At 61.4% G+C, this 12,592-nt stretch carries 12 protein-coding genes and 1 pseudogene; 6 read left to right on the top strand and 7 right to left on the bottom strand.

Features of this window, described 5'->3' with window-relative positions; all coding sequences use genetic code 11:
* Positions 1-7: 7 nt before the first annotated feature.
* Positions 8-1,600 carry a Re/Si-specific NAD(P)(+) transhydrogenase subunit alpha gene (locus L0U83_RS26210; protein WP_233887075.1) on the bottom strand — a complete coding sequence of 531 codons (1,593 nt, stop codon included), beginning with the start codon at positions 1,598-1,600 and terminating at the stop codon, positions 8-10.
* Between the two features lie 229 nt (positions 1,601-1,829).
* Complete coding sequence (phaP, locus tag L0U83_RS26215; protein ID WP_233887076.1) at positions 1,830-2,402, bottom strand: TIGR01841 family phasin; 573 nt, start codon at positions 2,400-2,402, stop codon at positions 1,830-1,832.
* A 915-nt stretch (positions 2,403-3,317) separates the two neighbouring features.
* Here phaP and L0U83_RS26220 point away from each other — a divergent pair.
* The gene (locus L0U83_RS26220) at positions 3,318-3,740 is read left to right on the top strand and encodes an SRPBCC family protein (RefSeq protein WP_233887077.1); all 423 of its coding nucleotides are present in this window, start codon (positions 3,318-3,320) and stop codon (positions 3,738-3,740) included.
* 216 nt (positions 3,741-3,956) lie between these two features.
* Here L0U83_RS26220 and L0U83_RS40900 read toward each other — a convergent pair whose 3' ends face one another.
* A complete protein-coding gene (locus tag L0U83_RS40900; RefSeq protein ID WP_373321113.1) occupies positions 3,957-4,235 on the bottom strand; it encodes an HAD-IA family hydrolase in 279 nt (92 codons plus the stop codon).
* Here L0U83_RS40900 and L0U83_RS26225 point away from each other — a divergent pair.
* Positions 4,169-4,531, top strand: coding sequence for a GMC oxidoreductase (locus tag L0U83_RS26225; protein WP_267939569.1), 363 nt, complete (start codon positions 4,169-4,171; stop codon positions 4,529-4,531). The genes L0U83_RS40900 and L0U83_RS26225 overlap by 67 nt on opposite strands.
* Here the strand turns inward: L0U83_RS26225 and L0U83_RS26230 are convergent.
* The 4 genes from L0U83_RS26230 to L0U83_RS26245 form a co-directional block, all read right to left on the bottom strand.
* Positions 4,508-5,362, bottom strand: a complete 855-nt coding sequence (locus L0U83_RS26230; RefSeq protein ID WP_233887078.1) for a class I SAM-dependent methyltransferase — start codon at positions 5,360-5,362, stop codon at positions 4,508-4,510. The genes L0U83_RS26225 and L0U83_RS26230 overlap by 24 nt on opposite strands.
* Positions 5,363-5,778: 416 nt before the next feature.
* The gene (locus tag L0U83_RS26235; RefSeq protein WP_233887079.1) at positions 5,779-6,270 is read right to left on the bottom strand and encodes an aminoacyl-tRNA deacylase; all 492 of its coding nucleotides are present in this window, start codon (positions 6,268-6,270) and stop codon (positions 5,779-5,781) included.
* 61 nt (positions 6,271-6,331) lie between these two features.
* Positions 6,332-6,553 carry a hypothetical protein gene (locus L0U83_RS40905; RefSeq protein ID WP_373321114.1) on the bottom strand — a complete coding sequence of 74 codons (222 nt, stop codon included), beginning with the start codon at positions 6,551-6,553 and terminating at the stop codon, positions 6,332-6,334.
* 82 nt (positions 6,554-6,635) lie between these two features.
* Complete coding sequence (locus L0U83_RS26245; protein ID WP_233887080.1) at positions 6,636-7,961, bottom strand: epoxide hydrolase family protein; 1,326 nt, start codon at positions 7,959-7,961, stop codon at positions 6,636-6,638.
* 581 nt (positions 7,962-8,542) lie between these two features.
* On the opposite strand from L0U83_RS26245, the gene L0U83_RS26250 reads away from it, so the two are divergent.
* From L0U83_RS26250 to L0U83_RS26265, 4 genes and pseudogenes are all read left to right on the top strand, one after another.
* Positions 8,543-9,949, top strand: coding sequence for an MBL fold metallo-hydrolase RNA specificity domain-containing protein (locus L0U83_RS26250; RefSeq protein WP_233887081.1), 1,407 nt, complete (start codon positions 8,543-8,545; stop codon positions 9,947-9,949).
* Between the two features lie 251 nt (positions 9,950-10,200).
* Positions 10,201-11,406 (top strand): annotated as a pseudogene (locus tag L0U83_RS26255) (PAS domain-containing sensor histidine kinase); the annotation flags it as partial.
* On the top strand, positions 11,403-12,050 hold the full coding sequence (locus L0U83_RS26260) for a response regulator (protein ID WP_233887082.1): 648 nt from the start codon (positions 11,403-11,405) through the stop codon (positions 12,048-12,050). The pseudogene L0U83_RS26255 and the gene L0U83_RS26260, both read left to right, overlap by 4 nt.
* 126 nt (positions 12,051-12,176) lie before the next feature.
* The gene (locus L0U83_RS26265) at positions 12,177-12,584 is read left to right on the top strand and encodes a response regulator (RefSeq protein WP_233887083.1); all 408 of its coding nucleotides are present in this window, start codon (positions 12,177-12,179) and stop codon (positions 12,582-12,584) included.
* The last annotated feature ends 8 nt before the right edge of the window (positions 12,585-12,592 follow it).

Below are 12,592 nucleotides of genomic sequence, written 5' to 3' on the forward strand. Positions count from 1 at the left end.
CGTCCCCTTATTTGCGGAACATCGCCAGCATCCGGCGCGTCACCGCGAAGCCGCCGAACATGTTGACGGCCGTGAGTGCCAACGCGCCCACGGCGAGGCCAAGGATCAGCCCTGATCGCCGGTCGCCAGCCGCGGACCCGCCCAGCGGCGGCGCGACCTGCACCAGCGCGCCGATGGCGATGATCGACGAGATCGCGTTGGTCACGCTCATCAGCGGCGTGTGCAGCGACGGCGTGACGTTCCAGATCACCATGTAGCCGACGAAGCAGGCCAGCACGAACACCGTGAAGTGCGACAGGAACGTGGTCGGAGCAAACAGCCCCACCATCAGGAAGGCCAGCGCGCCGATGCCGAACGCGATGGCCAGCGACTTCGCCGACATCGGCTCGCTGCTGCCGTGGCCCTTCTTCGGCGCGGCCGCCGCCGCAGTGGCAGCGGGCTGGGGTTTGGGCGCGACGGCCGGCGGCTTGATCGGCGGCGGCGGCCAGGTAATGTTGCCTTCCTTGATGACCGTGAGGCCGCGGATGGCGTCGTCATCGAAATCGACGTTGATCGTGCCGTCCTTCGTCTTGCACAGTTCCTCGACCACGCGCAGCAGGTTGTTGCCATACAACGTGGACGACTGTCTGGCCAGACGCGAAGCAAGATCCGTGTAGCCGACGATGGTCACACCGTGGCGCACCACCGCCTCGCCGGGCACTGTGAGCTCGCAGTTGCCGCCTTGCTCCGCTGCCATGTCCACGATCACGCTGCCCGGCTTCATCGACTGCACCATTTCGGCGGTGATGAGCTTCGGAGCCGGCTTGCCGGGAATCAGCGCGGTAGTGATGATGATGTCCGCGTCCCGGGCCTGCTGCGCGTACATCGCGCGCTGCGCGTGCTGGAAGCCCTCACTCATGACCTTGGCGTAGCCGCCGCCGCCCGAGCCTTCCTCGTCGTAGTCGACCTTGACGAATTCGCCGCCCAGTGACTTGACCTGGTCGGCCACTTCGGCGCGCGTGTCGTTGGCGCGCACGATCGCACCGAGACTGGCCGCAGTGCCGATTGCAGCCAGGCCCGCAACGCCAGCGCCAGCGATAAAGACCTTTGCGGGCGGCACCTTGCCGGCGGCGGTGACCTGACCGTTCAGGAAGCGGCCAAACGCATGAGCGGCTTCAATCACCGCGCGGTAGCCGCTGATGCCGGCCATCGAGGTCAGCGCGTCCATCTTCTGCGCGCGTGACAGCGTGCGCGGCAGCGAATCGATCGCCAGCACGGTAGCCTGCCTGGCCGCCAACTGCTGCATCAGCTCGGGGTTCTGGGCCGGCCACACAAAGCCGATCAGCATGCCGCCCTCGCGCATCAGTGCCACTTCCTCGCTGCTCGGCGGACGCACCTTGAAAACGATGTCACTACGGGCCCAGAGTCCGGCGGCCGTTGCGACGACCTCGGCACCCGCAGCACGGTAATCATCGTCGCCAAAGTTCGCACCTGCGCCGGCGCCGCTTTGCACGGCCACCGCGAATCCAAGCTTGATCAGTTTCTCTACCACCTCGGGCACGGTTGCTGCACGCCGCTCCCCGGTGGCTGTCTCCAGAGGAATGCCAATCAGTAATGTCATTTTGTCAATTGATGATAGTGGCCGTCGCAAGGACATCGGGCCTGCGCTTCAGCTCTTGTCACGGCAAGGAGCACAGAGCGAACAATGGTGATATGAAAAGTACTACTAATATTACAAGATCGTAGAATTGAATAGCGACGGACCAATGAACTGTGCTCGCGCTGTCAGTCGTTCATCTTGTTCCGCACGGGATAGCGGACCGCCTTACTGCGACAGAACCGTCAAAACTCTACTGTTTTGCATCCGCTTCGACAGGTACAACTACCTGGCGGGTCCGTTTGGCAGTTGACGCAGCATCGAGATTGCTTTCAGCAGTCTCCACGGCTTGCCTGGCAGCTTTCACAGCAGTTTCATACGCCGAATTTGCCGTCTCGCTTGCGGTCGTGATGAATGTCTTCCATGCCGCCACTACCGATTCACTTCCCGCCGGCGCATTTTTCGTGAGCCCGTCGATGAACACGTGCGCATCGCTCTGGAACTGCTTGCACTGTGCTTCTGCGAGCGTAGCCAATTCAGCTTGGGTGCTGGAGCAGATTTCGTAGACCTCGCGCCAGTATGACTGCACTCTTTCAACGGAAGGTTGAACCAGGATCGACTGTTGTGAAAACGTTTCCTGAGGCTCTTTGGCAGAAAGTGCCTTGACTGCGAATGCCTGACTTTCAGCGAGGATCGACTTGACCGCTTGCACATTCAGGTCGGCCAGCTTTTCAATGCCTTCAAATGCCTTGTTCAGGAAAACAAACGATGATTCGACGCCGCCTTTCTGCGCGGCGACAAGTTGCTCCGTCGTCTCAGTGCTCATCAATGGCTCCATGCAAGGTGGAAGTGCCCGAATGTCCACAAGAGCGGCTCACGGACAAAAAGACACAGAACACAGTTGGTGGTGCGATGCAGCAATATCCATTCTAAGGTCGAGTGGACGCCTGTCAATCATTTGTTCGTGGAAGCCGCTTCATGTCTCGTAAGCGTATCGACAAATGCCTTGCCAGCTCTGGCATGCAGGCGCTTACCAGGTATAAACCCGAATAATAAATTCGCCCTCGCCGCAAAGTCGAAAATTCGTATAACAACTGTTTGCGATGCAGCAAAAGAGCGCGTTGCAATCCATCTTTCTGCACACTTCGGAGGAAACCGCATGGCGGTCCGTGCCACGGCGCGCGGGCGATGTGTGCGCCCGTGTTGCCGGCTCGTGTCGGGGTGATCGCGGTCGATTTCTTCAATCAATTAGGATGACGAATGATGAAAGGAGGGCGATTTGTGCTGTGGCAATTGAGAGTCGCTCAACGTCTCCTCCGCGAATCCCCATACTGAAGCCAGAAGACACGCTCGCATTCGACACTGCGGTCGCTGAACTGAACAAGGCAACTCAAGACCTCCAGCAGCTGGAGAACGATCGAGCAACATCCCTCGCTGGGCTTGCGAGGGCGCAGGACCGTTACTACCTGACCCGCAGGAGCGGCTGCGCCGTAAGTGCCAATTGCGCGCGTCAGCAGCCCGTGCGGTACCGAAGCTACCACCGGGCGTCGGACCCATTGTGATTGGCGAAATTGCCGAAGCCCAGTCGCTGCACATTGGTTTCGATGTTGGGCCTATGCGGGATCGGACTCGGCCGGCGGGAACATTAGCTTCTATTTCGCAATCCTGGTCATAGCAATGTTGACGACGGAGCTTTCCAAAGAATATTATGCGCGCATATTATTCTTTGGACGGAGCTGGCATGTGGTCAGTTGAGGTCACGGGTGAATGTGCTGCGACACCAGCGAAGGTTTTTGGCGTCCTGGCGGAACCGGAGAAGTGGTCGGAGTGGAACAAAGGTGTCCTTAGAATCGAAATGCACGGACCGTTCCAGGCTGGCACAACTGCGGTGATGGTTCTGCCAGACTTGACGAGGTTGCCGTTCCGCTTCGGGTGGGTTGAGGCGGACAAGGGTTTCGAGGACGTAACTGAAGTACCCGACGCTGGCGTGGTTGTTCGCGTTCGTCACGAGCTTTCGCCGACCGAACGCGGCACTCGGATCACGTATCGCTGCGAGGTCGATGGCCCTGAGCCAGTAGCCCGCGAGGTGGGCGCGCTTGTTACTTCTGATTTCGCCGATGTAATCGCCGCCCTTGGTCTGCGGGCAGAGCAACTGGGTAAGTGAGTCGCTCCAACCTGGCGAGAGTCCTGGGCATCTACTATGGCGAGCGACGCTTGGCTGGCAGCGGCGCCTTACTGCTGCACTGAAGCCGTTGGGGTTGACACACGTACAGTTCGTTCTGCTGGCCAGTACCTGGTAGATCACGCCTTGCCGGGGAATCGCCACGCCTGCGCCGAATCGCCGACCACGATCAGCGGATACCCAAACGTCCGCTGGACCTCATGCCGCGCAAATTAGCCCACGAAGTGCCAAAGCGTCGGCAAGTGAACGATAACCAGTAAAGTGATGAACGTTAAGGCCGGCTAGCCGGGCGCCTGCAATATTGTCCGGAAGGTCGTCGACGAAAAACGTTTCGTGCGGCAAAGCACGAAGCTTCTCGAGACATCGATGGAATACCCCGACGTCCGGCTTCGCGGCCGAGAACGATGCAGATGCGTACACGTGATTGCCAGATACGCTGGCGATTTCCGGGCAAAGGTACTCGATGTTTGACGACACGGCTCGCGCGCGACATCCTGCGCGCCCCAGCGATGAAACGCTATGTGCAAAGCGAAGTTCTGCCGGGTTCGCGCGTGAATACCGATCAGGAACTGTTCGACTATGCATGCGCGAATGCAAAGACCGACCACCACCCCGTCGGCACTTGCCGCATGGGACGACCCGATGATCCCGATTGCGTCGTGACGCCCGATCTGCGTCTTATCGGACTCCGGGAAGGGACAAAGTTGCACTCACACTCGGCGAATAAACCGTTGAGTGGCGAGGCTCTCTCAGGCGGGCGTGCTGCTGATTAGCCAGATCGCGCCGGGCAATCGCACTCTCGCACCGTCCGCATAGGGCTCAAGCGCCTCGTGAACAGAAGCGGTGGCGGCAGAGACGACCTCGGTTGGCTGGTTGCGTAACCAACTATTTACCGCGCCGATTTGGGTTGACTGAACCACTGCCTCCTCCAGCCCGCGGCCAGCAGCGATATCGAGGTCAATGTCGAGTTTCTCGAAGCGCGGCGGCGCCCAACCGGCCGCCGTGACAACCTTGGTCACGTGGTCCCGATCGGCGAAGGCGAACATTCCGGGAGCGTTCGGCGCCGACTGCGGCCTCGGCGGCAGGTGCCGCGCGGCCGCGGTCATCGGCACTTCCATCCACGGGTTTTCGGCTAGTGAGCGCCAGCACGCGAGCGCCATCCGCGCGTCCGGTGCAGCGGCGCGGCGCATATTGGCGAACGCTGCCACACGGTCGCCGAAGAACATCACTCCGAAGGCCGAAATCAGCAAATCGTATTCGTCCAACGCGGCCGTCGCTGGATCGGTCTGCCGCCAATCGACATTGGTGATGCCGGCGGCGTTCGCGCGCCTTTTACCCTCCTCAAGCATTGGCCCCGATATGTCCAACCCCGCTACGCATCCCGACGGCCCCACGGCGCGAGCGAACTCCAGCGTGGGCGCGCCACAACCACAGCCGATATCCACCACCCGGTCGCCGGCACGCGGAGCGGCAAAGACAAGCAAGGCGTTTGTGACCGGTGCTAGCGTGATGTCGGTGTGCTCCTGTCGAGCCACCCAGATGTCGCCGCCGTTCCCGTTCCAGAAGGCAAGCATGTCGGCGTTGATCTCTTCGGATGAGGCCATCCGGGTTCTCCTACCTGGCGGCTGAGCACGTTCCGGCTTCGCCGGGCGGAGAGCAAGCGGCGGCGCGGCACGCGCAATTTGAACGCCATCTGACCAGCGAGCGGCCGCTCAATCGAACTCAACGCGCCCCGTGCCGCGGAGCATTCCCGTCCGGCTTGAATGTCAGTTTCGTGGGAAGTTGATCGCCCCGCGGGTCGGCTACTGCCGAGCCAGGTCGGCGGCCTTTCTAGTATTCCTTAATTAACTGGGCCAACGACTCGGCCACTCGTGCGATGGCTTCGTCTGCCGACACGAGCGTGCTGCCGGAATATCGTACGAGCACGACCACGCCCTTTCGTTGCGTACTATCTGCACGAGAACGTGGGAGTTTTACCGGTACGTCGACATTTGATGCGCTGCGGCGCCGCTCCGCTCACTCACGCGCGTCCACTCATGCCTCGCATGCGCCTTGCGAAATGGGCACGCTCCGCGTCGTCCATCAGCGCCAGAAACTCGTCCGCTTCCATATGAACCAGTTCTTCGTGATCGCCCGCTTCGAAGTAGATGTCCGGCTCGCCCGCCAGGTTCGCTTCGAGATAGGTTTTCATGCCATACGCCCCGCAGATCGGCGGCAGCGCCCCTGCATCGCAGTCCTTGAACAGCTCGCGCAGATCGGCCTCGGTGGCAAGGGCGAGCCTGCGCCCTGTCTTGTTCCAAAGCTCGGACAATTGCACAGCATAGGTTGAAGGCAGCACGACGGCCACATAGCCGTGCTCGTCCTCGAGCAGTACTGTTTTTGCAAGACGGTCGCCGGGAATGTGCGCTGCCGCAGCGCTTTCCATGCTCGAATGACTGTATGGGTGGCGCACGATTTCATAGCGTGAGCCCTTGCTGCGCAGGCGTTCCTGCAGAGTGGTCGACATCGACATGGCACACCTCCTGTCGAATGCGTTGAAGAAAACCAGCCGCGAGTAACCCCTTCAGAATAGGTCACGCGCGAGCGAATAGCACGCCGCCACCGCAACCGTAAATTCGCAGTACGAAGACCTGGCGGCTGGATTCTCCGTTGTCGCCGATGAGCGTAACGACCGCACCCTTCTCACCCGGGTTGACCCTGCCGGCACTCCGTTTCGAGCCAATGGGCAACCAGGCGCCGCGCCGCATATAGATCGTCTGGGTAGTTTGGGTCGTCGTTCGATGGTGACGGGTCATGGCCGGCTTTCCTCAGGGCCGAAAGCTCGCTTTGTCGTAGCGTCTTCCGGTCGGTGAACTTAGCGCGTCTGCATCTTTGCCTTCAACGCAGTGACCGGAAAGTCACGCGAACCTCTTCCGAGAAAGCTTGCGGTTGCTCCCAGGCCGCAAAGTGTCCGCCTTTGGGGAGGCGTTTGTAGTGAATAAGCTTGGGATACGCTTTCGCTGTCCAGCTCTGCGGGGCGGCGTAGATCTCATCCGGAAAGACGCTGACGCCAACCGGGATAGCAACATGCTTCGGGGCAAAGAAGTTGAGCTTGTTTTCCCAATACAGACGAGCTGAAGAAACTGCCGTGTTCGTGAGCCAATAGAGCGTGACATTGTCGAGGATGTCGTCCCGCGTAAGCCCCTCCGGCTGTCCGGCAAACACGCGTGCGATAAGCGCCTGGCTGCTAGCATCGTGATCGAGCATCCACGCGGCGAGCCCGACAGGGGAATCTTCGATCCCGTACAGCGTTTGCGGGCGGTTCGCCATCTCCAATGCGTAGCCAAGCCCGTGCTTGTAGAAATAGTCGAGTTGATCGAACGCGTGCTTCTCGTCGGCTGAAAGGCCTGCTGGCGCAGGCTCGCCCAGTTTGAGAGCCTCTGCAACGTTGGCCGGCACGGTGGCCGGCATGTTCGTGTGAATACCGAGCAGATCCGGTTGCGCAAGCAGGGCCATCTGCTCCGTAACCGCATTTCCCCAATCGCCGCCTTGCGCGACATAACGCGTATATCCGAGGCGCTTCATCAGTGCGACCCAGGCGCGTGCAATGCGAGCGGGATCCCAGCCGGTCGCTGTCGGCTTGCCCGAGAACCCGTAGCCCGGCAGCGACGGAATCACAACGTCGAAAGCGTCTGATGCAGTCGCGCCATGGGCCGTTGGATTGGTCAGCGGATCGATGATCTTCAACTGCTCGATGATTGACCCGGGCCACCCGTGCGTGATGATGATCGGCAACGCATTCTCATGTTTCGAACGAACGTGGATGAAATGAATGTCGAGGCCATCAATTTCGGTCACGAATTGCGGCAGAGCGTTCAGCCTTCTCTCGACTTTGCGCCAGTCATATTCAGCCGCCCAATAGCGTGCGAGATTCTGCATTGTCGCGAGCTGAACACCCTGCGATGCGTCAGGTACCGTTTCGCGATCAGGCCACCGGGTCGCCTTGATACGCCGTTTCAAATCGATGAGTTGCGATTCCGGCGCATGCACACGAAGTGGACGAATGGCGGTCTTGTCACTGCCGGTCGACTGGGTGACCTCAGCGATGGCCTGATTCGTTTCTGCGAAAGCGAGCTGACTCAACGTGCCGGCTGCAATGGTTGCTGCTGCCACACCAATGAAACGGCGGCGTGACGGGATATGGGGGATGAGATCGTCTGGCATGCAAACTCCAATTGGCAATAAGTACGAATAGGGGAGCGATGAATGCCGCAGCAACCCAATATCGCGAGCAAACACCTTCTCGATTGCGCAATTGAGCCGATCTACACATGCAGTCCGTTAGCAGGCCTCACATCGTTACCGCTTTGACCAACCACAAACCGAAGTCCGCGGTAGTGAAACGGATTATGTGTAAGCAAGCTGCTCGGGTAAACGCCGACCGTAGAAGAACAGTTGTGTCGGTCAGGAACAAACCATCGCCCTGCATCCAGTGCGTCGAGGATATGAACCTCGGCTTTCGGCAGATCCCGCTGATAGGCCGCAACCCGCTACCTGGAAAGAGGGGCCGCACCTCCCCCTGACAACCAGCGTCGGGGTTGGTGCTTTCTCTCGAGATGTTTGGTAACTACCCGGTTTGCACTGCTCGCGCGACGACCTGCCACTGGCAAAGACCAATCTGGGTTCACGGAGCTTCCGAATCGGGCGCAATGGCGTTCTCTCTGATTCAGGTCAAACGAACTGCGACGGAGTGCGGTCCAATCAGCATCAGGCGCGCATTGCCTGCGTGCGACGAGGAGACCGACATGAAGTTGACGTTTCTGGGCGCGGCGCAAACCGTCACCGGTTCTCGCTATCTGCTGGAGGCGGCGGGCAAGCGGGTGCTGATCGATTGCGGCCTGTTCCAGGGCACAAAGAACCTCCGCTTGCGCAACTGGGATCCGTTGCCGTTTCCCGCCAACTCGCTCGACGCCGTGATCCTCACGCACGCCCACCTCGATCACTGCGGCTACCTGCCGGTCCTCACGCGCAACGGCTATCGCGGGCCGGTCTTCTGCACACCGGGGACGGCGGGTCTGTGCGAAGTCATGCTGCGCGACAGCGCGCGGCTCCAGGAGGAAGACGCCGCGTTCGCGAATCGCCATGGCTATTCGAAGCACCACCCGGCGTTGCCGCTCTACACGCAGGAAGATGCCGAACAGGCGTTGCGCCTCATCGGGCCGCGCGAAGTCGACACGTCCGTCACGCTGGCGCAGCAATTGAGCTTCCGGCTGCTCCCCGCCGGCCATATCCTCGGTGCCGCGAGCGTCGTGCTCTGCTGCGGACACACGCTCATCGCGTTCTCCGGAGACCTCGGTCGTCCCGACGACCCGATCGTGCGCGCGCCATCACCGCCGGCACACGCCGACTACCTGGTGGTTGAATCGACGTATGGCGACCGGCTCCACGGCGCGCTCAATCCCGAGGATGAACTCGCCGACGTCTTCGCACGCACCTTCGCGCGCGGCGGCGTCGTGGTGATGCCTTGCTTCGCTGTGGGGCGCGCACAGGAAGTCCTCTATTACATCGCGCGGCTCAAGGAGACGGGACGCATGGCCAACGTTCCCGTCTATCTCGACAGCCCGATGGCGATCAGCGTGACCGATCTTTATCGGCGCCACATGCGTGAACATCGATTGACAGTCTCACAATTGCACGCCATCGATCACGCGGCGTTCATGACGCGAACCGTTGACGAATCGAAGGCCATCGCTTCGCGCAGCGGACCGATGATCGTCATCGCAGGCAGCGGCATGGCGACCGGGGGGCGCGTGCTGCACCACCTGAATCTCTATGCGCCCGACCCACGCAACACGATCGCACTGGTCGGCTACCAGGCACCCGGCACGCGCGGCGCGGCGCTCGAAGCCCACGCGCCGACCATCAAGCTGCATGGCGACTACGTGCGCGTGCGCGCTGAGGTTGCCTCGATCTCCTCGCTCTCGGCACACGCCGACTACCGGGAAACGCTGCGCTGGCTCGCGGGCATGACGTGCCCGCCTCTGCGCACGTTCGTTACCCATGGCGAGCCCGCCGCAGCTGATGCATTGCGCCGGCGTATCGCCGAAACGCTGCACTGGGAGTGCAGCGTGCCCGAATATGGCGAGTCGGTCGAACTGGCAGAGGAGACCGCGCGCGCGTGCCCGCCGCGTGAACCGGAAACGCCAGCCTGAGCGAACAAGGCGCGGCACAGCCATCGCGCCGCGTGCGCTTCGCCGCCGCTCGGCGCGCCCAACTTTATCGCGACACCATCTTGTGTCACTCATAAAATGGCGGCAAGCCCCCGCGCGACAGCAGCCGCCGGGAATCCCCGCATCGAAGTCGATACTTCATACGTGAATGGCTTACGCACCGGTTTCGCGCAGGCGAGTTGCCCTGGATAGTCCCCATGGGTACTAACCCGCGAGTACGCCTCGCCGCAGGCGCGGCGACTATCGTTATCGCCAGCACCGTGGCCGCCACTGCATTCGCGCTCGTTGTTCATCGCCTCATGCGCTCGAATGCAATGCCCTCGAAAGCGGACAGCGCGCCGGCGCTCAACGATGCGCGCATGATGGCAATCATCCGTTCATCGATGGAAGCGATCATCACCGTCGACGAAGCGCAGCAGGTCGTCATCTTCAATCCGGCCGCCGAGTTCGTGTTCGGCTTGACGGCCGCGGAAGCGATCGGCTCCCCTTTGTCACGCTTCATCCCCGAGCGGTTCCGCGCGGCGCACGCGCAAGACGTGAACCGTTTCGGCGCGACTGGCGTAACCGAACGGCAGATGGGCCACCAGCAGCGCGTCCTCTACGGACTGCGCGCCAACGGCGAGGAGTTTCCGATCGAGGCGTCCATATCGCAGATCCGCGATCATTCGGGCAAGCTCTATACGGTGATGCTGCGCGACATCACGGAACGCCTACGCGCCGAGAATGCGCTCACGCGTTCGCGCGAAGAACTGCGCGAACTGTCGGCCAATCTGCAGAACGTGCGCGAGGCCGAAAAGACGCGCATCGCGCGGGAGCTTCACGATGACCTTGGCCAGCAGCTCACTGCGCTCAAGCTCGATCTTTCCGCACTCGCGCATGGCATCGGCGATGACGCCAGTGCGGAGACCGCCGCACGCCTCACCGGCATGAGCAAGCTGATCGACTCAACCGTCGCGGCCGTGCGACGCATCGCGGCCGACCTGCGGCCTGTCATGCTCGACGATCTGGGCCTCGTGCCAGCCATCGACTGGCTCGCGAACGATTTCACGAGCCGCTACGGTATTGCAGTCCAGCGGCACCTCGACACAGGTGGCGCAGCATTTTCAGGCGCCGCTTCCTCGACGCTGTTTCGCATTGTTCAGGAGGCCCTGACCAACGTCGCCCGGCATGCCGAAGCAACCCTTGTCACGCTCACCCTCACGATAGACGGGCAATGCTGTGTCCTGCGCATCGCGGACGACGGCCGCGGCGCGTTCGGCGATTCCGGCGACACACAGCATCGCGACCCACAGGACAAATCATTCGGCCTGCTTGGCATCCGCGAGCGCGCACATATGTTCAATGGCACCGTTTCAATCGACACAGCGCCTGGCGAAGGCTTCGCAATGACCGTCACGTTTGCCCTCGACGCCCTTCAGTCTGACGAGGACGCATCATGATCAAGGTGATGCTTGCCGACGACCACACGCTCATGCGCGAGGGGCTGCGCCGCATCCTCGAGAGCGCGCGCGATTTCGACGTCGTAGGCGAAGGCTGCGACGGCGCGACGACCCTCGCGTTGGTGCGCGAGCGTGACGCCCAGGTCCTTGTGCTTGACCTTTCGATGCCGGGGCGCAGCGGCCTGGATCTGATCAAGCAGATCAAGGAGGAAAAGCCCGCTTTGCGCATCCTCGTGCTGACCATGCATGCGGAACAGCAATATGCCGTGCGCGCCTTCAAGGCTGGCGCCTCTGGCTATCTCACCAAGGAAAGTGCAAGCGCTGAGCTGGTGAATGCCGTGACGAAGATTGCCGCGGGCGGCGTCTTCGTCAGCATGGCGATGGCCGAGCGCTTCGCCCAAAGTCTCAATGAGCCCGCCGAAACGCTGCCTCACCAGCGCCTTTCAGACCGCGAGTTCGAGGTCTTCCGGCGCATCGCGTCCGGGCAGACGATCACGGAAATCGCCCAGACGCTTTGCGTGAGCACCAAGACCGTGAGCACCTACAAAGTGCGCATTCTTGAAAAAATGCAGATGCCGCACGAGGCCGCACTCGTCCGCTACGCGGTACGCCACAAGCTTCTCGACGACCAGGACGAACCCTGAGCGCTCCGTTGCCGCGGCTGTTCGTCACATGGTTGTAGGAATCGCCCTACAGCCCTTCCGGTCTGCGTACGTCAATCTCAACCGCCGCCGATATTTTTTTTTGATCGCACCGCCAATACTGGTCGCATGGAAGCCAGCGCGAAGCGCCAGAACCTGCAGGTCTTCCTCGTCGAGGATGCGGCGATCGTGCGCCGTAGAATTTCGGCGGCCTTCACCGCTATTCCTGACGTCGTCGTAGTTGGCGAGGCGGAGGATACCGCGACCGCCCTGACGGGCATTGCCGCAAGCGGTGCCGACGTCGCAGTCGTTGACCTGAGGCTGGCTCACGGCAGCGGGATCGAATTGCTCGCCCTGCTCTCGCGCGAACAGCCCTGCGTCATTACGGTCGTGCTGACCAACCATGCCGGCGCGGCGTTCCGGTCAGCGTGCCGGCGAGCAGGCGCCGACTTCTTTTTCGACAAGACATCCGAATTCGACGCTGCATGCGATGTCATCAAAGCGCTTGTGAAGCAGCGCGCCCGCACAGCGCGCTGAACCGGAGA

This window comes from Paraburkholderia flagellata (genome assembly GCF_021390645.1).
In the GTDB taxonomy this organism is placed as follows: domain Bacteria; phylum Pseudomonadota; class Gammaproteobacteria; order Burkholderiales; family Burkholderiaceae; genus Paraburkholderia; species Paraburkholderia flagellata.

What these genes read in the sequence shown, in the direction of transcription:
- L0U83_RS26235 (WP_233887079.1), bottom strand. Translation starts at nt 6,270, where the DNA reads ATGTCGATGTCGACCACTCTGCAGGAACGCCTGCGCAGCAAGGGCTCA.
- L0U83_RS26210 (WP_233887075.1), bottom strand. Translation starts at nt 1,600, where the DNA reads ATGACATTACTGATTGGCATTCCTCTGGAGACAGCCACCGGGGAGCGG.
- L0U83_RS26265 (WP_233887083.1), top strand. Translation starts at nt 12,177, where the DNA reads ATGGAAGCCAGCGCGAAGCGCCAGAACCTGCAGGTCTTCCTCGTCGAG.
- L0U83_RS26260 (WP_233887082.1), top strand. Translation starts at nt 11,403, where the DNA reads ATGATCAAGGTGATGCTTGCCGACGACCACACGCTCATGCGCGAGGGG.
- L0U83_RS26250 (WP_233887081.1), top strand. Translation starts at nt 8,543, where the DNA reads ATGAAGTTGACGTTTCTGGGCGCGGCGCAAACCGTCACCGGTTCTCGC.
- L0U83_RS26245 (WP_233887080.1), bottom strand. Translation starts at nt 7,961, where the DNA reads ATGCCAGACGATCTCATCCCCCATATCCCGTCACGCCGCCGTTTCATT.
- L0U83_RS26230 (WP_233887078.1), bottom strand. Translation starts at nt 5,362, where the DNA reads ATGGCCTCATCCGAAGAGATCAACGCCGACATGCTTGCCTTCTGGAAC.
- L0U83_RS40905 (WP_373321114.1), bottom strand. Translation starts at nt 6,553, where the DNA reads ATGACCCGTCACCATCGAACGACGACCCAAACTACCCAGACGATCTAT.
- L0U83_RS26225 (WP_267939569.1), top strand. Translation starts at nt 4,169, where the DNA reads ATGCGTACACGTGATTGCCAGATACGCTGGCGATTTCCGGGCAAAGGT.
- L0U83_RS26220 (WP_233887077.1), top strand. Translation starts at nt 3,318, where the DNA reads ATGTGGTCAGTTGAGGTCACGGGTGAATGTGCTGCGACACCAGCGAAG.
- phaP (WP_233887076.1), bottom strand. Translation starts at nt 2,402, where the DNA reads ATGAGCACTGAGACGACGGAGCAACTTGTCGCCGCGCAGAAAGGCGGC.